Below are 19193 nucleotides of genomic sequence, written 5' to 3'. Positions count from 1 at the left end.
GAGGCCCGGACCGGGCGTCTCCGCGATTCGGGCCGCACCCCTATAGGGCATGGCGCGGGGCCGGTTCGTCAAGAGCCCGCGCCGCCGGGCGGGGTCTACCGGGGGTGGCGCAGGGCGTGCGCGACGGCGATGAGGGCGGCCAGCGCCGCACCCGCCGAGACGATCCAGAAGCACAGCTCGTAGGCGTCGAGGGAGGGCGCGCCGGCGCCCGCGGCCCCTCCGGCCAGGATCGACGCGGTGACGGCGCCCGCGACGCTGCCTCCCGTGGTGCGGACGAGCGAGTTGATCCCGCTGGCGATCCCGCTCTGGTCCATCGGGACGTGCCGGACGGCGAGGGTGCCGAGCGCCGCGTAGGCGATCCCGAACCCGATCCCCTGGATGGCGCTGAACGCCAGCATGTCGTACACGTGCGTGTTCGACACCGCGAGCCAGGCGTAGCACAGCCCGGCGAACGCCGATCCGATCGCGAGCGTGTACGCGGGGCCGAGCCGGGCCGCGATCCGCCCGGCCATCGCCGAGAACACCAGCATCGTCAGGGTGCTCGGCAGCATGTAGAGCCCGACGTCCAGCACCGAGCCGCCGAGGCCGTACCCGACCTCCTCCGGCCGCGCCTGTACGAACCCGGCGATCAGCGTGAACGCGGCGAACATCGAGAAGCCGAGCAGCGCCGAGACGACGTTGGCCGACAGCGACCGGGCGCCGACGAGCAGGTTCAGCCGCACCAGCGGCGCGCGGACCCGCAGTTCGATCGCGACCCACACCGCGCACAGCGCGGCCGCGGCGCCGAACAGGCCGAGGACGCCGCCGGACGCCCAGCCCCACGCGTTGCCCTGGCTGATGGCGAGCAGCAGGCAGACCAGCCAGCAGGCGAGCACCGCCGCGCCCGGCAGGTCCGGCCGGCCGCCGGCCCGGACGCCGACGTCGCGCGCCGTCGCGGCGACGAGCACCAGGCCCGCCGCCGCCAGCGCGGCGGCGATCCAGAAGACCGGGTGGTGGCTCGCGGTGCGGGCGGCGATCAGCCCGGTCACGATCATCCCCGCGCTGCCGCCGACGCCCATGGTCGCGCTGACGATGCCGATCGCCGTGGTGACCCGCTCGGGCGGGAACGTGTCGCGGATCATGCCGATGGCGAGGGGGATCATCGCCGCCGAGACGCCCTGCAGGGCGCGTCCGGCGATCAGCACCGGCAGCGTGCCGGACACCGCGCACACCACCGAGCCCGCCACCAGCAGCACCAGCGCAAGCATGATCATGCGCTTCTTGCCGTACATGTCGCCGAACCGGGTCAGCAGCGGGGTGGCGACGGCGCCGGCCAGCAGGGACGCGGTGAACACCCACGTCACGTCGGTGATGGGGGCGTCGAAGCGGACCATGAGCTGCGGCAGCAGCGGCAGCACGAGCGTCTGCTGCACCGAGACGACCATCCCGGCGACGGAGAGCGCGAGCAGGGTCGGGCCGGTGTTCCCGGCGGCCGGGGCGCCGGCTCCGCGCAGCGGCGGGGCGGGGGCCCCGCGCACCGCCGGGGCGCCTGTCCCGCGTGCCGCCGGGGCGCCGGTCATGCGAACCTCCCGCATCGGCCGGCCACCGGAGCCCGGCGCGCGGCATGTACTTACTTAACCTAAATAAGTGTAGAGCGGCGGATTCACCCCGCGACGCCCGCGGCCGGCCTCCCGGCCCTCCACCGGTTCACCTGAGCCGGCGCCGGGGAACCGGCCGCGGCCCGGAACCCGCCCGCGCGCCCGCGCGTCGCGTTTGCCGCGGGCCCCGGCGTCCATAGGCTTGGCTTTCGTGGACCTTCGTCTGCGCAACCCCCGCTTCTCCTTCCCCCGCACGGCCCGTCCTTGTGAGGCCATCGGCGTTCAGGCCCGGAAAGGACGCTGATGCAGGTCGTCACCACCGCCGGTCACGGTGGGCACGGCAAGTCCGCGCTCGTGCGCGCCCTCACCGGCAGCGAGCCCGGCGAGCCCGGCGCCTGGACGGAGCTGCCCTCGGGGCGGCGCGTCGCGTTCGTCGACGCCCCGGGAGACGAGCGGTCCGTCCCGGAGATGCTCGCCGGGGCGGCGTCCGCGTCCGCCGTCCTGCTCGCCGTCGCCGCCGACGAGGGGTGGATGCCGCAGACGCGGGAGCACCTGGAGGCCCTCGGCGCGCTCGGCGCCCGGTTCGGGGTCGTCGCGGTGACCAAGGCCGACGCCGCCGACCCGAAGCCCGCGCTGCGCCAGATCCGCGAGCGGCTCGCCGAGACGGCCCTGAAGGGCGCGGAGGCCGTCGCCGTCAGCGCCGACACCGGCGCCGGGATGGTCGAGCTGGCCGCCGCGCTCGACCGCCTCACCGGCCGGCTTCCCGTGCCCGACCCGGCCGCCCCGGTGCGGCTCTGGGCGGACCGGGCGTTCACCGCCGGGCGGCAGACCGTCATCGCCGGCACCCTCACCGCCGGGACCGTCGCCGTGGGCGACGAGCTGCTCCTCATGCCCGCGGGCGAGCGCGTCCGCGTCCGGACGATCGGGTGCGCCGGCGAGCCGCGCGAATCGGTCGGCGGCGTCTCCCGCGTCGTGCTGACGCTGCGGGACGCCGGGCGCGTCGAGCCGGGCATGGCCCTGGTCACCCCCGGCGCCTGGACGCACACCACCAGCGTCGACGTCCGCACCCGCTTCGGCGAGGCGTCCGGCAGGCTCGCGCGGCGGATGACGCTGCACATCGGGTCGGCGGCCGTCCCGGTCCGGCTGCGGCCCCTCGGCCCCGACACCGCGCGCCTGACCCTGAACACCCGGCTCGCCCTGCACCTCGGCGACACCGGGCTCCTGCGCGACCCCGAGCGCCGCTCGATCGCCGGGGTGAGCGTCCTGGACGTCCGGCCGCCGACCCTCGTGCGGCGCGGCGCGGGCGCCGCCCGCGCGCGGGAGCTGGCGTCCTGGCCGGACCGCCCGGACGGCGCCCTCGTGCTCCGGCGGCACGGCGTGCTCCGCCGGTCGGAGCTGTCCCTCATGGGCTGCGCGCCGCCGGCGGACGCCGTCGCCCTGAACGGCGAATGGGTCGCCGACCCGGCGCACTGGCGGTCGCTGTTCGAGCGGCTCGCCGAGGAGACGTCCCGGCACGCCGCCGCGAGCCCCCGCGCCCCCGGGATCCCGCTGGAGACCGTCCGGCTGCGCCTCGGACTGCCCGCCCGGCAGCTCGTCGCCGCGCTCGTCCGGCCGCCGCTGCGCGTGGACGCCGGACGCGTCTACGGGCCCGCCCCCGACCCCGCACCGGAGCGGGTGGCCGAGCCGCCGCCCGCGGCGGTCGCCGCGGAACCGCCGCCGCCCTGGGCCGCGGCCGTGGAGCGGCTCCGCGCCGACCTCGCCGACGCCCCCTTCCGGCCGCCCAGCGCCGAGCGCCTCGAAGAGCTGGGCCTCACGGGCGACGTGCTCGCCGGCGCGCAGAACGCGGGCGCCGTCCTGAAAATCGGCGACGGCCTCGTGCTGCTCCCGGGCGCCGACCGGGAGGCGCTGCGGGTCCTGTCCGCCCTGCCGCAGCCGTTCACACCCGCCCAGGCCGGCGAGGCCCTCGGGACCGGCCGCGACGCCGCCGTCGCCCTGCTGCGCCACCTCGACCGCCTCGGGCTGACCGAGCGCCGCCAGGGCGAAAACCGGTTGAACCGGGACGGGTGACTCTGGCGTCATAGATCGCGGTCCGGTTCCGTCGATCAAGGAGAGGGAATGCCGTACCAGACCCTGAAGGGCGGCCGCGTCCCGATCCGGATGTGGACCGACCCCGCCACCGTCGAGGACCTCGCCCTCGACCAGCTCCGCAACGTCTCCGCCCTGCCGTGGGTGGAGGGCCTCGCGGTGATGCCCGACGTCCACTACGGCAAGGGCGCCACCGTCGGCTCGGTGATCGCGATGAGGGACGCGGTGTCCCCGGCCGCCGTCGGCGTCGACATCGGCTGCGGGATGACCGCCGCGAAGTCGTCGCTCACCGTCGAGGACATGCCCGACGACCTGTCCGGGCTGCGCTCCCGGCTGGAGAAGGCGATCCCCGTCGGGCGCGGCTCGCACAAGACCGCCGTCGACCCGTCCGCGCTGCCGGGCCTGAAGGAGCGCGGCTGGTACGACTTCTGGAAGGCGTTCGACGACCTGCACCCGGCGGTGCGGGCCCGCCTCGGCCGCGCCCGCTCCCAGATGGGCACGCTCGGCGGCGGGAACCACTTCCTGGAGCTGTGCGCGGACGACGACGGCGCGATCTGGCTCGTCCTGCACTCGGGGTCGCGCAACATCGGCAACGAGCTGGCCGAGCAGCACATCGAGGCCGCCCGCAGGCTCCCGCACAACCAGGACCTGCCGGACAACGACCTCGCCGTGTTCCTCACCGGCACCGCCAAGATGGACGCCTACCGGCACGACCTGTTCTGGGCGCAGGAGTACGCGCGCCGCAACCGCGCCGTCATGCTGGCCCTCGCGCAGAACGTCGTGACGAAGCGGTTCGGGGAGAAGCGCTGCCGGTGGGACCAGGTCATCTCCTGCCACCACAACTACGTGGCGGAGGAGGAGTACGGCGGTGTCGAGCTGCTCGTCACCCGCAAGGGCGCGATCCGCGCGGGCGCCGGCGACCTCGGGATCATCCCGGGCTCCATGGCGACCGGCACCTACATCGTCCGCGGCCTCGGCAACGAGACGGCCTACAACTCGGCCTCGCACGGCGCGGGCCGCCGGATGAGCCGCAACAAGGCGCGCAAGAGCTTCACCGTGGACGACCTCGTCGAGCAGACCCGGGGCGTCGAGTGCCGCAAGGACAGCGGCGTCATCGACGAGATCCCCGGCGCCTACAAGGACCTGGAGACGGTGATCGAGGCCCAGTCCGACCTCGTCGAGGTCGTGGCGCACCTCCGCCAGCTCATCTGCGTCAAGGGCTGACCGCCCCGAGACAGCCGGTCCCCGGCGCTCCGCTCAGCGCGGGGCGCCGGGTCCTACTTCAGCAGCTGGACGGTGTCGCTGTAGGCGTCCAGGTGCTCGGGATGCGTCAGCCGGTAGTTCCCGCCGACGTCGGAGTGGAAGTAGGACGCCCACCGCAGCGGGAAGCCGAGTCTTGCGCGGATCCGGCCCCAGTCGGTGACCGACCGCATCCACCGGTCGGACTTGGTGACGTCCCACGAGGCGTCCACGCCGTACTCGGCCAGGCCCAGGGGGAGGCCGCGGGCGTCGGCGAACTGGCAGACCCGTCGCGTGCGGACGTCCATCGGGGCGGCGTCGGTGCTGGAGGTGATCTCGCCGACCGGGTACTCGTCGATCGCGATGAAGTCCACCATGCCCGCGTCCGGCCAGTAGTGGTGCAGCGCCGACTGCGGGTTGGAGTAGGGCAGGTTGCACGAGTAGTTGGTGAAGCACACCCCCACCTTCACCCCGGCCGCGCGGAACGGCGGTGCCGACCGCTTGTAGAGGCTGATGAAGGCGTCGCCGGACATGTTGTCGACCGGCTCGTGGTAGATGATCAGATCGCACTGGGCGCCCTTGGCGACGATGTCGGCCGCGAGCGCCTGCAGCGTCGACAGCGGCGTCGACATCGTCGGCTTGATGCTGTAGATGCTCTTGCGCACGCCCAGGTCGTGGCGGAGCTGCGAGGCGCTCACCGAGGACGGCGGGGCTCCGTCGTAGCAGCGGCGGACGGGCAGGGGGCGTCCGGTGAGCGTCTCGAACGAGCTGATCGCCGCCGTCCACGTCTGGCCGCTCAGCGGGGTGACGGCCGCCCCCACGAGCGTCATGCTCCGCCCCCCTCGCGGGGGACCGCGCGATCGCGGTCCTCTGCCGTGGTCGCCCGGTTCCCGCTCCTGATCCGGTTCATGTGCACGTCCCCCCTTGGACAGCGAAATAGTGTCTTTCAGTAAATTCGCAATTACGAAGGGCGACCATAGGCCCGGTGGCCTGGTATTTGTGGCCGTCCTGGCCAGGGCTTGGTGGCCGGACCAGAACGGCGGGCATGCCACGGCATCGCCGCAGGTCGGTACGGGTGCGGCGATCGCGGTGGGGAAGCGGGCCGGGGAGCTGCTACGGGCTCGGCCGCGTCACGGGCAGGCCCTCAACCCTGCGCCAGCACCCGGTCGATGAAGGCGGTGACGTCGGCGAGGACCTCGTCGCGGTTGGTCTCGTTGAAGACCTCGTGGCGGGCGCCCGGGTAGAGCCGTTCGGTGAGGTCGTCCCCGCGGACCGCGTCGATGCCGACGCGGGTGTCGCGCGGCCGGACGAGCTCGTCGGCGTCGCCGTGGACGTAGAAGGTGGGCAGCGCGCCCAGCGAGCCGTGCTCGTTGACGCGGCGGAGCGCGGTGTCGAACGCCCGGACGGTGGGCTTCTTGAACGGCCCGTGCCAGATCAGGGGGTCCTCGGTGTAGGCCTTGCCGACGGCCGGGTCGCGCGAGAGCGTGGCGGTGTCGATCGGCTCGTCCGGCATCTCGTCGCGGGGGAGCAGCTCCTCGACGACGTGCCAGCGGCCGAGGACCGGGCCGGACAGCACCAGAGCGGCGAGGCCGCCGCCGTGGAGCTGGGCGTAGCGGGTGGCGATCAGGCCGCCCATGGAATGGCCGATCATGACTATGGGCAGTCCCGGGTGGTCGCCGCGGGCCGCCTCCACGACCGTGTGCACGTCGGCGACGACGTCCTCGAAGTCCTCGACCAGCACCCGCTCGCCGGCCGAGCGGCCGTGGCCCAGGTGGTCCGGGCCGCAGACGACGGCCCCGTGCCGGCCCAGGACGTCCGCGACGTGGTCGTACCGGCCGAGGTGCTCGCCGTAGCCGTGCACGAGCACCGCGACGTAGCGCGGCTCGCCGTCCGCCCAGATCCGGGCGGTGACCGCCCCCCGCGTGCCCGCGAACTCCCACTCCCGCGACGTCGCCACTCCGCCCTCCTTGATCTTCGTCCGACGCCACCGTCTCCCGCGGTGGATCAAATCGTCAACCACCGGAATAGGCTGGAGTGCAAGACCGCAACAGGAAGGGGTGCCCGTGCTGGTCGACACCTTCGGCCGTATCGCGACGGACCTGCGGGTCTCCCTCACCGACCGGTGCAACCTCCGGTGCTCGTACTGCATGCCGCCTGAGGGGCTGGACTGGCTGCCCAAGCCGGAACTGCTCACCGACGACGAGGTGGTCCGGCTGGTCGGCCTCGCCGTGCGCGACCTCGGCGTCACGGAGGTCCGCTACACCGGCGGGGAGCCGCTGCTGCGGCGCGGGCTCCCGGACCTCGTGCGGCGGACGGCGGAGCAGGCGCCGCGCCCGCAGATCTCGCTGACCACCAACGGGATCGGGCTCGACCGGCTGGCCGCGCCGCTGGCCGAGGCCGGGCTCGACCGGGTGAACGTCTCCCTCGACACCCTCGACCGGGAGACGTTCCGGCGCCTCGCGCACCGCGACCGGCTGGACGACGTGCTGGCGGGGCTGGCGGCGGCGCGCCGGGCCGGTCTCGCGCCGGTCAAGATCAACACGGTGCTGATGCGCGGGATCAACGACCACGAGGCCGTCCCGCTGCTGCGCTACTGCCTGGAGCACGGCTACCGGCTGCGGTTCATCGAGCAGATGCCGCTGGACGCCCAGCACGGCTGGACCCGCGAGAACATGATCACCGCGGACGAGATCCTGGACCGGCTGTCCGCCGAGTTCGACCTCGTGCCCGACACCGGGCACGACCGCGGCAGCGCCCCCGCCGAGTCGTTCCTGGTCGGCGGCGGCCCCGAGACGGTCGGTGTGATCGGCTCGGTGACCCGGCCGTTCTGCGGCGCCTGCGACCGGGTGCGGCTCACCGCCGACGGACAGGTCCGCAACTGCCTGTTCGCCACCGAGGAGTCCAACCTGCGGGACGCGATGCGCGCCGGCGCCACCGACGCCGAACTGGCCGACCGCTGGCGCGCGGCGGTGCGGACCAAGCGCGCCGGGCACGGCATCGACGACCCGTCGTTCCTCCAGCCCGCCCGGCCCATGTCGGCGATCGGCGGCTGAGCCGGTGGACGCCGGCGCGGCCTTCGACGCCGTGCTGCTCGCGGGCGGGCGCGCGCGGAGGTTCGGCGCCGACAAGCCCGCCGCCCCCGTGGGGGGACGCCGGCTGATCGAGTGGTCGGCGGCCGCCGCGTCCGGAGCGTCCCGGCTGATCGTGGTGGGGCCGCGCCGCGACGTCCTCGCGGGCGCCGTCGTCGTCCGCGAGGACCCGCCGGGCGCCGGGCCGGTGCCCGCGCTGCGCGCCGGGCTCGCCGAGGTCCGCGCGCCGCGCCTGGCGCTGCTGGCCGCCGACCTGCCGTTCCTGCGCCCCGCCCACGTCGCCGCGCTCCTGGCGGCGATGGCGGAGGGGGACGGGGCCGTCCTGGTGGACGAGGACGGCCGCGAGCAGTGGCTCGCCGGCTGCTGGCGGGCGGACGCCCTGCGGACGGCGCTGGCCGGCTACGACGGCGCGTCCCTGCGCGGCCTCCTCGGCCCCCTGGATCCCGTGCCGGTCACGCTACCGGCGGGGACGCGTCCCGCGTGGTACGACTGCGACACCCCCGAACAGCTGGCCGCCGCCGAGCGCCTGCTTTGATCGTGCGAGAGTGGGCACACCACCGGCACCATGCTCGAAGGGGGAACCCATGTCTGTCCTCGAGGACTGGATCAACGCGGCCTGCCTCGAACTGGGCCTGGAGCCCGGCGACGTCGACCAGGGACTGGTGCTCGACCTCGCCCGCGACGTCGCCCACAACGTCGCGCGGCCCGGCGCGCCGCTGACGGCCTACCTGCTCGGCCTCGCGGTCGGCCGCGGCGTGCCCGCGCGGGACGGTGCCGCGCGGCTCACCGAGATGGCCGAGGGCTGGCGGGCCGAGGTGCCCGAGCAGGCCGGCGAGCCGGTCCTCGACGAGGCCTAATCCCGCCCGGCGGGCTCGTCGCGCTCGGCGACCGGCACCACGTCCTTCAGGAAGTCGCGGCGGGACAGGAAGGCCGAGAGGCTCTCGCGGTGCTCGTCGCAGGCCAGCCAGACCTTCCGCCGGTCCGGCGTGTGGATCTTCGGGTTGTTCCACCGCAGCGCCCACACGGCGTCCGCACGGCACCCCTTGGCGGAGCACTGCAACTCTTCGGGTCCGTTCCCCAGATCGGCGTCGGTCATGAGGCGAGCTTAGACACCTCCATAAGCCATCACCGCAACCACGCAACAACCCTCACGATTGCGATCGCGTCCGAAGGCAGATTCGAGCGAAGCGAGAATCTGATCGCGCAGCGAGCCGCAAGGCGAGCCGGAGCGATGCCAGCGATCGCCCGCCTTTGCCGACGATGGAGGGCCCCCCGGGCCCGCAGGAGGAGCAAAGGCAATGGACACGCGCTGGAAGGCTCTCTCGGTCTGCTTGGTCTCGGCGTTCATGACGCTGCTGGACGTCAGCATCGTCAACGTGGCGCTGCCGTCGATCCGGGCGGGGCTGCACGCGTCCGACGCGCAGCTGCAGTGGATCCTTTCGGGGTACGCGCTGACGTTCGGGCTCGTCCTCGTCCCGGCCGGGCGGCTCGGCGACGCCCGCAGCCGGCGGGCGGTGTTCATGTCCGGGCTCGCGCTGTTCACGGCGGCTAGCGCCGGGGCGGGCATCGCCCCGACGATCCTGTTCCTCGTCTTCGCCCGGCTCGTGCAGGGCGTCGCGGGCGGCATCCTCAACCCGCAGGTCGCCGGGCTCATCCAGCAGCTGTTCCGGGGCGCGGAGCGGGGACGGGCCTTCGGGGCGCTCGGCGCCGTCATCGGGATCGCCACCGCCGTCGGCCCGCTGCTCGGCGGGGGGCTGATCGCGATCGCCGGGTCGGCGGAGGGCTGGCGGTGGGTGTTCTACGTGAACATCCCGGTCGGCGTCGCGGCGCTGTTCCTGGCGTGGCGGCTGCTGCCCGCCCCGGTCTACGGGGAGCGGCAGGGGCTGGACCCGCTCGGGGTGCTCCTGCTGGGCGCGGGCGTCCTCTGCGTGCTGCTGCCGCTCGTCCAGGAGCAGCAGTGGCACGGCGGCCTCAAGTGGCTGCTGATCCCGGCGGGCGCCGTGCTGCTGGCGGTCTTCGCCGCCTGGGAGCGCCGGGCCCGGGCGCCGATGGTCGACCTCGCGCTGTTCCGGCTCCGCTCCTACTCGCTGGGCACGGCGATCGCCCTGCTGTACTTCGCCGGGTTCACCGCGGTGTTCTTCATCTTCACCCTCTACCTCCAGGCCGGGCTGGGGCTCAGCGCGCTGGAGGCGGGCCTGGCGATCACGCCGTTCGCGGTCGGCTCGGCCGTCGGGTCCGCGCTCGGCGGCCGGGCCGTGGCGCGCTACGGCCGCCACCTCGTCGCCGCGGGCCTGTGCCTGGTGCTGGCCGGGCTCGGCGCGGCGTGGCTCGCCGTCGAGCTGAGGCCCGGCGCCGGGGTGGCCTGGGCGACCGCGGCGCCGCTGCTGCTGGCCGGGCTCGGCAGCGGCCTGGTGATCTCGCCGAACCAGACGATCACGCTGTCGCAGGTGCACTACACCGAGGGCGGCAGCGCGGCGGGCGTCCTGCAGACCGGCCAGCGGGTCGGCACCGCGATGGGCGTCGCCGCCGTCGGGTCGGTGTTCTTCGCCACGATCGCCGGGACGCGCGGGGACTGGGCGGCCGCGTTCCGGCACGGGCTGATCGTCGTCCTGGGGTTCGTGCTGGCGGCGCTGGCGGCGGCCGTGGCCGACCTGGCCGCCGGCCGCCGGGGGTCAGCGCCTCCGGACGAGGGCGCGCAGGCCCAGGCCGAGGACGGCCGCGGAGCCCGCGGCGGCCGCGGCTAGCACCTGGTTCTGGCGCCTGATCCGCGCCGGGATCCGCGCGTACGGGACCGTCGAGAACGACACCAGCTCGTAGCGGGAGACGTAGCGCCCGGCCAGGCGCCGCTCCAGCGCGTGCGTCGCGGCCTGCTTCATCCGGTACACCGGGGACGACACCCGGTCGCGCATCTCGATGAAGTTGTCCAGCGCCATCTCGGCGATCGCGTCGGTGTTGGCCTTGCGCCGCTCCTGGTAGAGCGACAGCGCGCGGGCCCAGTCGCCGCCGGTCTCGGTGAGGCACCGGTCGATCTCGATGCAGTCCTCGAACGCGCAGTTCGCGCCCTGCCCGAAGAACGGCACGATCGCGTGCGCGGCGTCGCCCAGCAGCGCCACGAGGGCGCCCCTGCCGTACCGCGTCCACGGCCAGCACCGGACGGTCACCAGCGACCCGACCGGGTTGCGCTCGTAGTCGTCGGCCAGGTCCGGCATCAGCCCCGCCACGTCGGGGTAGTGCCGCTCGAAGTACGCGGTGACCTTCGCCGGGGTGTCGAGGGCGGCGAAGTCCTCCTTCGGCCAGAACAGCGTGCAGGTGAACGAGCGGTCCAGGTTGGGCAGCGCGATCATCATCGAGGTGCCGCGCGGCCAGATGTGCAGCGCGTCGGGGTCGAGCGCGAACTCGCCGTCCTTGGGCGGGACGGTCAGCTCCTTGTAGCCGTGCTCCAGGAAGTCGGCGTCCTCGTCCAGGCGCAGCGACCGGCGGACGGCGCTGTACGCGCCGTCCCCGGCCAGGACGACGTCGGCGGGCTCCGGGGCGGCGTCCTCCAGCAGGACGGCGCCGGCCTCGGCGTCCACTCCGGTGACGCGCTGGGAGAACCGCAGCGTGACGCCCGGCGTGCCCTCGGCGGTGTCCAGCAGCGACCGGTTCAGCTCGGCGCGGCTGATGGAGTTGATGGCGCGCCTGCCGTCGGCGCTGTAGGGCTGGAAGTTCTGCGCGCCCGAGAGGGGGTGCACCATGCGGCCGTGCATGGGCAGCGCCTGCTTGAGGGACTGGTCGCGCAGCCCCACCTGCTCCAGCGCCGCCAGGCCGCGGGCCGAGATCGCCAGGTTGATCGAGCGTCCCCGCTCGGCGCCCGCGACGCGCGGGTCGGGGCGCCGCTCGTACACCGTCACCGGGATGCCGCGGCGGCCGAGCAGCACCGCGAGCAGGCAGCCCGCCAGGCCCGCGCCGACGATCGCGACCCGCTCGCCGCCGTCAGCCGCCATGGACGGGGACCTCCTCGGTCTGGGAGCGGACCTCCCACAGGTCGGGGAACGCCGGGGCGAACAGGGTGCGGCGCAGGTAGTCGGCGCCGGCCGACCCGCCCGTGCCGATCTTCGCGCCGATCGTCCGCTCGACCATCTTCAGGTGCCGGTACCGCCACTCCTGGATGCCCTCGTCCACGTCGACGAGCGCCTCGCAGACCTCGGCGGCCGGGCTCGACTCGTCCGCGTAGACGGTGAGCAGGACCTTCTGCACGCCGGCGTCCGGCTCCCACTGCCGGGAGAAGTCGCGCTCCAGGGCCTCCCTCGGGACGGGGTGGCCGCGGCCGGCGAGGTAGCGCAGCAGCGAGTCGAACACCGACGGGCGGGACACGGCGGCCTGGAGCCGCTCGTCGCCGCGCAGGTCCGAGGTGGGGAAGGTGCGCCGCCCGAGGACGGCCTCGATCTCGCGGAACTGCTCGCTCTGGAAGCCGCTGGAGTTGCCGAGCGCGTCGCGGAACGCGGCGAACTGCCGGGGCGTCATCGTCTCCAGCACGTCCAGCTGCCCGACGACGGTCTTGAGGATCTTGGCGATGCGGCGGGCGGTGTGCAGCGACCCGGCGCTGTTGCCCTCCTCCAGGCGTGCCTGGAGCAGCGCGGCCTCGTGCAGGATCTGCTTGAACCACAGTTCGTAGACCTGGTGGATGATCACGAAGAGCAGCTCGTCGTGCGCCCGGGTCTTCGGCTCCTGGCAGGACAGCAGGTCGTCGAGCCTCAGATAGCCGCCGTACGTCATCGTCGGCGAATCCGCCATCACGCCTCCTTGCGACACAACGGATGTGATCCGCAGCATATGGGATGGACCAGCACGACCAGGCAGGGGGTGGTCGTGCGGCCTCCATAACCCCCTACGATCAGAACCTGATTCGGTATCGAGCCGGGAGGCGCCGGATGGGCGGGACCGCCAGGGAGTTCGTGGGGCTGCCGTCGCCGGTGGCGGGGGGCCGGGCGGGCGCGGGCGGCCACCCGTGCCAGGGCGTCTACCACCGGCCCGCCGGGGCCGCGCCGAAGACCGCGTTCATCGCGACCCACTACAACGTCGACTTCTCCGAGCACTACCTCGCCGAGCACCTCGCGGCCCGCGGCCACGGCTTCCTCGGCTGGAACACCCGCTTCCGCGGCAACGAGGCGTACTTCCTGCTCGACCACGCGCTCGCCGAGATCGGCGCCGGCGTCCGCTGGCTCCGAGAGCACGCGGGCGCCGAGCGGATCGTCCTGCTCGGCAACTCCGGCGGCGGCTCGCTGATGGCCGCCTACCAGTCCCAGGCCGTCGAGCCCAACGTCACGCCCGTCGCGGGGATGCGCCCCGTCCCGGCGATCGAGGACCTGCCCGCCGGGGACCTGTTCGTCGCGCTCGCCGCCCACTCCGGCCGCCCGGAGGTCCTCACCGCCTGGATGGACCCGTCGGTCACCGACGAGGCCGACCCGCTGTCGGTCGACCCGTCCCTCGACCCCTTCGACCCCGGCAACGGCCCCCCGTACGGCGCGGAGTTCCAGGCCCGGTACCGCGCCGCCCAGCGCGCCCGCAACGAGCGGATCACCGACCGGGTCCTCGCCCGCCTGGACGCCCTGCGGGGCACCCGCGCCCGGGACGCCCTGTTCACCGTGCACCGCACCTGGGCCGACCTGCGGATGATCGACCCCGCGATCGAGCCGTCCGACCGCCCGCCGAACCGCTGCTACCTCGGCGAGCCCGCCAAGGCCAACTACGGCGTGTTCGGCCTCGGCTCGCTGTGCACGCTCCGCTCGTGGCTGTCGATGTGGAGCCTGCGCACCTCGCAGTGCGTCGCCGCCCCGCACCTGGCGCGCATCACCGCCCCGTCCCTGGTGGTGCACGCGACCGCGGACGAGGGCGTCTACGACAGCGACGCCCGCGCGGTCCTCGACGCGCTCGCCGCGTCCGACAAGACCTTCCACCGCATCAAGGACACGCACTACCTGCCGGACTCCCGGCCCGAGGCCGCCGACCTGATCGATGCCTGGGTCCGGGCCCGCTGAGGGGCCTCACCTTCACACGGGCGGTCTCACCACAGGCTCAGCGACCGCGTGAAGATCCCGGCGACGGCCTCCTCGTCCACCGGGCGCGGCGAGGTCGCGAGCAGCCGCTGCTGCTTCATCGCGCCCTCCACCAGCGCGGGGACGTCGCCCTCCGCGTACCCGACGCCGCCGATCCCCGCCGGGATGCCGACGTCGCGCATCAGCCGCAGCACCGCCAGCGGCAGGCGCTCGGACGCGTCGTCGGGCCGGTCCATCCGCGGGTCGAGCAGCTCCGCGGCCCGGACGTGCCGCTCGGGGCACGCCTCGAAGGTGAACCGGAACGCCTCGGGCGCGGTGAGCGCCACCGACATGCCGTGCGGGACCATCGCCTCTCCGTCCGGGTAGCCGTCCGGCCTGAAGTCCCTGACCTGCCCGGCGATCGGGTAGGCGTTGGCATGCGGGATGTGCACTCCGGCGTTGCCGAACCCGAGCCCCGCGAACGTCGCGGCGAGCGCCATGTCGGTGCGCGCCTCCCGGTCCTCCCCGTCCTGGACCGCCCTGCGGAACGACCGCGACAGCAGGCTCAGCGACTTCTCCGCCCACATGTCCGACACCGGGTTGGCCCCGCAGTACGGGACCCGCTGCTCGGGCCTCTTGCGCTCGTACGCGTCGTAGGGGCGCGCGGTGTAGCTCTCCAGGGCGTGGCAGAGGATGTCCATCCCCGCGGACGCGGTCACCCCGGACGGCTGCGTCATCGTCAGGTCCGGGTCCACCACGGCCAGCGCGGGCCGCAGCCGCGGATGGCTGATGCCGGTCTTGACCCGCAGGTCCAGGACGTCCAGGACGCACACCGTGGTGCTCTCGGCGCCCGTGCCCGTCGTGGTGGGGACGGCCACCAGCGGCAGCAGCGGCCGCTCCAGCGCCCTTCCGGCCCCCACCGGCGGGTTCAGGTACTCGGCGAGATCGCCCTCGTTGGTGGTGAGGAGGTCGACGGCCTTCGCGGTGTCGATGCTCGACCCGCCGCCGACCGCCACGTACGCGTCGTAGGGCCCGGTCTCCCGGGCGTGCTCGACCGCCTGCCGCATGCTCGCGTCCGTCGGCTCGACGCGGACGCCGTCGAACACCGCGGCCTCGATCCCGTAGGCCGCCATCGCCTCCGCGATCCGCTGCGGCGCGCCCGTCGCGGCGATCCCGGCGTCGGTGACGACCAGCACCCTCCGCGCCCCGAACTGCGCGAGATCGAACCCGATCTCGTCCGCCGCCCCGCTCCCGAACTTCAGCTGCGGCGCCCCGTACGTGAAGACCGTCTCGCTCGTCATGCCCCCAAGGTGTCACAGACCCCGGCCGTTCCAGAGCGGCGAGCCCCCCGGGACCTGATCGAGCGGGATCGGGCGAGCGGGATCAGTCGAGGTCGCCGGTCGCCAGGCGGACCCGGCGGAGCGCGGTGGTGATCTCGGCGGCCTCGGCGGCCGGGAGGCCGGCGATGCCGAAGCCCGCCTCGTTGAGGGCGTGCGTGGCCTCCTCTGCGAGGTCGCGGCCCGCCGGGGTGATGGTGGCGAGGACGACGCGGCGGTCGTCGGGGGAGGGGCGGCGGCCGACGAGGCCCCGCTGCTCCAGGCGGCCGATCACGTTGGTGACCGACGCCGGGTGCACCATGAGGCGCGTGCCCATCTTGCCCATGGGAAGGGTCCCGGTGCGGGCGAAGGCGAGCAGGCGCAGGGCCTCGTAGGCGGCGAACGTCAGCCCGAACGGCTTGAGGACGGCCTCGATCCGGCTGAGCAGGATCTGCTGGGCCCGCATCACCGACGTCACGGCCGCCATGTGGTCGGCGTGCTCGGGCCAGCGGCCGCTCCACTGGCGGTGGGCCTCGGCGATGGGGTCGGGCATGTCGGGCACCGGGCCACCGTATTCGGTCTTGACTGCGTCGCGCACGGAAACTATTTTAACTTCCAAATATTGGATGTCCAAGGGTTGAGGTGGAGACGGTGACGGGGGAGCTGCACGCGCCGGTGCACCCGGTGCGCTTCGTGACGGCGGCGGCGCTGTTCGACGGCCATGACGCGGCCATCAACATCATGCGGCGCATCCTGCAGTCCCAGGGCGCCGAGGTGGTGCACCTCGGGCACGACCGCTCCGTGCGGGAGGTCGTCGACGCCGTCCTGGAGGAGGACGCGCAGGGCGTGGCGGTCAGCTCCTACCAGGGCGGCCACGTCGAGTACTTCGAGTACCTCTCGCGCAGCCTGAAGGAGGCCGGCGCCGAGCACGTGAAGGTGTTCGGCGGGGGCGGCGGCGTCATCGTGCACGAGGAGATCGCCCGGCTGTCCGGCGCCGGCGTGCGGATCTTCTCCCCGGAGGACGGGCAGCGGCTCGGCCTCCCCGGCATGATCAACGAGCTGGTGCGCGAGTGCGACGTCGACCTGGCCGCGGAGCCGGTGCCGGCCGACGCCGTGCTGGCGGGGGAGCGGCGCGCCCTCGCCCGGGCCATCACGTGCCTGCAGGCCGGGAGCCTGCCCGGTGACGCCCGCGCGCGGCTCGGCGAGGCGGCGGCCGGGCGGCGGGTCCCCGTGCTCGGGATCACCGGGACGGGCGGGTCCGGCAAGTCGTCGCTCACCGACGAGCTGGTGCGGCGGCTGCGCGTCGACCAGGGCGACCGGCTGCGCGTCGCGGTGCTGGCCGTGGACCCGACCCGGCGGCGCGGCGGCGGCGCGCTGCTCGGCGACCGGATCAGGATGAACTCCCTGGACGGCGACCGCGTGTTCTTCCGCTCGCTGGCGACCCGGGGCGCACGGGAGCTGCCGGACAACATCGAGGACATCGTCACCGCCTGCAAGGCCGCCGGGTACGACCTGGTGGTCCTGGAGACGCCCGGCATCGGGCAGGGCGACGCCGCGATCGTCCCGCTGGTGGACGTGTCGCTCTACGTGATGACGCCGGAGTTCGGCGCCGCGTCCCAGCTCGAGAAGATCGACATGCTCGACTTCGCCGACGTGGTCGCGATCAACAAGTTCGAGCGGCGCGGCGCGGCGGACGCGCTGCGCGACGTGAGCCGCCAGCTCGTGCGCAACCGGGAGGCGTTCGGGCAGCGGCCCGACGACATGCCGGTGTTCGGCACCAGCGCCGCCACGTTCAATGACGACGGCGTCACGGCGCTCTACCGGCACCTCGGCGGGCTGCTGGGCGAGCACGGCCTGCGCCTGGAGCCGGGCGCCCTGCCCGAGGTCGCCACCAAGGTGTCGACCGGCGCCGCGACGATCATCCCGCCGAACCGGGTGCGCTACCTGTCCGACATCGCCGAGACCGTGCGGGCCTACCACGCCGACACGGTGAAGCAGATGGAGGCGGTGCGGCGCGTCCAGCGGCTGGACGAGGTGCGCGCCGAGCTGACCGACGCCGCCGAGGTCGAGGCCCTGCTGGAGAAGGCGCGCCGCGAGGTGGAGCCGGAGAACGCCGAACTGGTCGAGAGCTGGCCCGCCGTCGTGGAGTCCTACTCCGGCGACGAGCAGGTCGTGAGGATCCGCGACCGGGAGCTGCACACCCGGCTCACGCGCGAGTCGCTGTCGGGCACCCGGATCCCCCGCGTCGCCCTGCCGCGCTACACCGACCACGGCGAGCTGCTGCGGTTCCTCCGCAGCGAGAACCTGCCCGGCCGGTTCCCGTTCACCGCCGGGGTGTTCCCGTTCAAGCGCGACAACGAGGACCCCGCCCGCATGTTCGCGGGGGAGGGCGACCCCTTCCGCACCAACCGCCGCTTCAAGCTGCTGTCGGAGGGCCAGCCCGCGACGCGCCTGTCCACCGCGTTCGACTCGGTCACCCTGTACGGGCGCGACCCCGACGAGCGTCCCGACGTGTACGGCAAGGTCGGCACGTCCGGGGTCTCGATCGCCACGCTCGACGACATGAAGGCGCTCTACGACGGGTTCGACCTGTCGTCGCCGACCACCTCGGTGTCGATGACGATCAACGGCCCCGCGCCCACGATCCTGGCGTTCTTCCTCAACACCGCCGTCGACCAGGGGCTGGACGCCTTCTACGAGAAGAACGGCCGCGAGCCGTCCGAGGAGGAGGCCGCGCAGATCCGCGCGCGCGTGCTGTCCACCGTGCGCGGCACCGTGCAGGCCGACATCCTCAAGGAGGACCAGGGGCAGAACACCTGCATCTTCTCCACCGAGTTCTCGCTGCGGATGATGGGCGACATCCAGGAGTGGTTCATCGCCAACAAGGTCCGCAACTTCTACTCGGTGTCCATCTCCGGCTACCACATCGCCGAGGCCGGCGCGAACCCCATCAGCCAGCTCGCGTTCACCCTCGCCAACGGCTTCACCTACGTGGAGTCCTACCTGGCGCGCGGCATGGACATCGACGACTTCGCGCCCAACCTGTCGTTCTTCTTCTCCAACGGCATGGACCCCGAGTACAACGTGCTGGGACGCGTGGCCCGCCGTATCTGGGCCGTGGCCATGCGCGACCGGTACGGGGCCAACGAGCGCAGCCAGAAGCTCAAGTACCACGTGCAGACGTCCGGGCGCTCCCTGCACGCGCAGGAGATGCACTTCAACGACATCCGCACGACGCTGCAGGCGCTCATCGCCATCTACGACAACTGCAACAGCCTGCACACCAACGCCTACGATGAGGCGGTCACCACGCCGACGGCCGAGTCGGTGCGGCGGGCCCTGGCGATCCAGCTCATCATCAACCGGGAGTGGGGCCTGGCGATGAACGAGAACCCGCTGCAGGGGTCGTTCGTCATCGACGAGCTCACCGACCTGGTCGAGGAGGCCGTGCTCGCGGAGTTCGACCGCATCAGCGAGCGCGGCGGCGTCCTCGGCGCGATGGAGACCGGCTACCAGCGCGGCCGCATCCAGGACGAGTCGATGCTGTACGAGCAGCGCAAGCACGACGGCTCGCTGCCGATCATCGGCGTCAACACGTTCCGCGCGCCGGGCGCCGACGACGGGACGCCGCAGACGATCGAGCTCGCCCGCGCCACCGAGGAGGAGAAGCGGTCCCAGCTCGACCGGGTCCGCGGCTACCAGGACGCGCACGGCGAGGAGGCGCGGGCCGCCCTCGCCGCGCTCAAGGACGCGGCCCGGTCCGGCGGGAACGTGTTCGCGGTGCTGATGGACGCGGCGCGCGTGTGCAGCCTCCAGCAGATCACCGACGCGTTCTTCGAGGTCGGCGGCCAGTACCGCCGCAACGTCTGAGGC

At 73.6% G+C, this 19193-nt stretch carries 16 protein-coding genes; 8 read left to right on the top strand and 8 right to left on the bottom strand.

Features of this window, described 5'->3' with window-relative positions; all coding sequences use genetic code 11:
* Positions 1-95: 95 nt before the first annotated feature.
* On the bottom strand, positions 96-1559 hold the full coding sequence (locus AB0C21_RS19100) for an MFS transporter (RefSeq protein WP_500205653.1): 1464 nt from the start codon (positions 1557-1559) through the stop codon (positions 96-98).
* Between the two features lie 321 nt (positions 1560-1880).
* Between AB0C21_RS19100 and AB0C21_RS19095 the strand changes: the two genes are divergently transcribed.
* A complete protein-coding gene (locus AB0C21_RS19095) occupies positions 1881-3644 on the top strand; it encodes a SelB domain-containing protein (RefSeq protein ID WP_500205652.1) in 1764 nt (587 codons plus the stop codon).
* 48 nt (positions 3645-3692) lie between these two features.
* Complete coding sequence (locus AB0C21_RS19090) at positions 3693-4886, top strand: RtcB family protein (protein WP_500205650.1); 1194 nt, start codon at positions 3693-3695, stop codon at positions 4884-4886.
* A gap of 53 nt (positions 4887-4939) precedes the next feature.
* Here the strand turns inward: AB0C21_RS19090 and AB0C21_RS19085 are convergent, their stop codons facing one another.
* Both AB0C21_RS19085 and AB0C21_RS19080 read right to left on the bottom strand, forming a co-directional pair.
* A complete protein-coding gene (locus AB0C21_RS19085; RefSeq protein WP_500205648.1) occupies positions 4940-5731 on the bottom strand; it encodes a hypothetical protein in 792 nt (263 codons plus the stop codon).
* A gap of 314 nt (positions 5732-6045) precedes the next feature.
* The gene (locus tag AB0C21_RS19080; protein ID WP_500205646.1) at positions 6046-6858 is read right to left on the bottom strand and encodes an alpha/beta hydrolase; all 813 of its coding nucleotides are present in this window, start codon (positions 6856-6858) and stop codon (positions 6046-6048) included.
* Between the two features lie 106 nt (positions 6859-6964).
* Here AB0C21_RS19080 and moaA point away from each other — a divergent pair, with 106 nt between their 5' ends.
* The 3 genes from moaA to AB0C21_RS19065 are packed head-to-tail and all read left to right on the top strand — an operon-like array spanning position 6965 to position 8847.
* Positions 6965-7954, top strand: coding sequence for a GTP 3',8-cyclase MoaA (gene moaA / locus AB0C21_RS19075; protein ID WP_500205645.1), 990 nt, complete (start codon positions 6965-6967; stop codon positions 7952-7954).
* Between the two features lie 4 nt (positions 7955-7958).
* Positions 7959-8525, top strand: a complete 567-nt coding sequence (gene mobA / locus AB0C21_RS19070; protein WP_500205643.1) for a molybdenum cofactor guanylyltransferase — start codon at positions 7959-7961, stop codon at positions 8523-8525.
* 49 nt (positions 8526-8574) lie between these two features.
* Positions 8575-8847: a DUF6457 domain-containing protein gene (locus AB0C21_RS19065; RefSeq protein ID WP_200841747.1), complete on the top strand. Its 273-nt coding sequence runs from the start codon at positions 8575-8577 to the stop codon at positions 8845-8847.
* On the opposite strand, the gene AB0C21_RS19060 is transcribed toward AB0C21_RS19065, so the two are convergent.
* The gene (locus tag AB0C21_RS19060) at positions 8844-9086 is read right to left on the bottom strand and encodes a hypothetical protein (RefSeq protein ID WP_500205641.1); all 243 of its coding nucleotides are present in this window, start codon (positions 9084-9086) and stop codon (positions 8844-8846) included. The genes AB0C21_RS19065 and AB0C21_RS19060 overlap by 4 nt on opposite strands.
* A 202-nt stretch (positions 9087-9288) precedes the next feature.
* On the opposite strand from AB0C21_RS19060, the gene AB0C21_RS19055 reads away from it, so the two are divergent.
* On the top strand, positions 9289-10734 hold the full coding sequence (locus AB0C21_RS19055) for an MFS transporter (RefSeq protein WP_500205639.1): 1446 nt from the start codon (positions 9289-9291) through the stop codon (positions 10732-10734).
* Here the strand turns inward: AB0C21_RS19055 and AB0C21_RS19050 are convergent.
* Together AB0C21_RS19050 and AB0C21_RS19045 are read right to left on the bottom strand one after the other, a co-directional pair.
* Entirely contained in the window at positions 10663-11973 is a 1311-nt protein-coding gene (locus tag AB0C21_RS19050) for an FAD-dependent oxidoreductase (protein ID WP_500205637.1), read from the bottom strand. The two genes, AB0C21_RS19055 and AB0C21_RS19050, sit on opposite strands and share 72 nt — an antisense overlap.
* The gene (locus tag AB0C21_RS19045) at positions 11963-12763 is read right to left on the bottom strand and encodes a tryptophan 2,3-dioxygenase (RefSeq protein ID WP_500205635.1); all 801 of its coding nucleotides are present in this window, start codon (positions 12761-12763) and stop codon (positions 11963-11965) included. The genes AB0C21_RS19050 and AB0C21_RS19045 overlap by 11 nt, the downstream gene beginning before the upstream one ends.
* A gap of 137 nt (positions 12764-12900) precedes the next feature.
* Between AB0C21_RS19045 and AB0C21_RS19040 the strand changes: the two genes are divergently transcribed.
* Positions 12901-14007, top strand: coding sequence for an alpha/beta hydrolase family protein (locus tag AB0C21_RS19040; protein ID WP_500205633.1), 1107 nt, complete (start codon positions 12901-12903; stop codon positions 14005-14007).
* Positions 14008-14033: 26 nt separating this feature from the next.
* On the opposite strand, the gene AB0C21_RS19035 is transcribed toward AB0C21_RS19040, so the two are convergent.
* Entirely contained in the window at positions 14034-15305 is a 1272-nt protein-coding gene (locus tag AB0C21_RS19035) for a hydroxyacid-oxoacid transhydrogenase (protein WP_500205631.1), read from the bottom strand.
* An 82-nt stretch (positions 15306-15387) separates the two neighbouring features.
* Positions 15388-15873 carry a MarR family transcriptional regulator gene (locus AB0C21_RS19030; RefSeq protein WP_500205778.1) on the bottom strand — a complete coding sequence of 162 codons (486 nt, stop codon included), beginning with the start codon at positions 15871-15873 and terminating at the stop codon, positions 15388-15390.
* 89 nt (positions 15874-15962) lie between these two features.
* On the opposite strand from AB0C21_RS19030, the gene icmF reads away from it, so the two are divergent.
* The gene (icmF, locus tag AB0C21_RS19025; RefSeq protein ID WP_500205629.1) at positions 15963-19190 is read left to right on the top strand and encodes a fused isobutyryl-CoA mutase/GTPase IcmF; all 3228 of its coding nucleotides are present in this window, start codon (positions 15963-15965) and stop codon (positions 19188-19190) included.
* The last annotated feature ends 3 nt before the right edge of the window (positions 19191-19193 follow it).

The organism is Spirillospora sp. NPDC049024 (assembly GCF_040649235.1).
Classification (GTDB): Bacteria; Actinomycetota; Actinomycetes; order Streptosporangiales; family Streptosporangiaceae; genus Spirillospora.
This window is presented reverse-complemented; position numbering and strand designations above follow the sequence as displayed.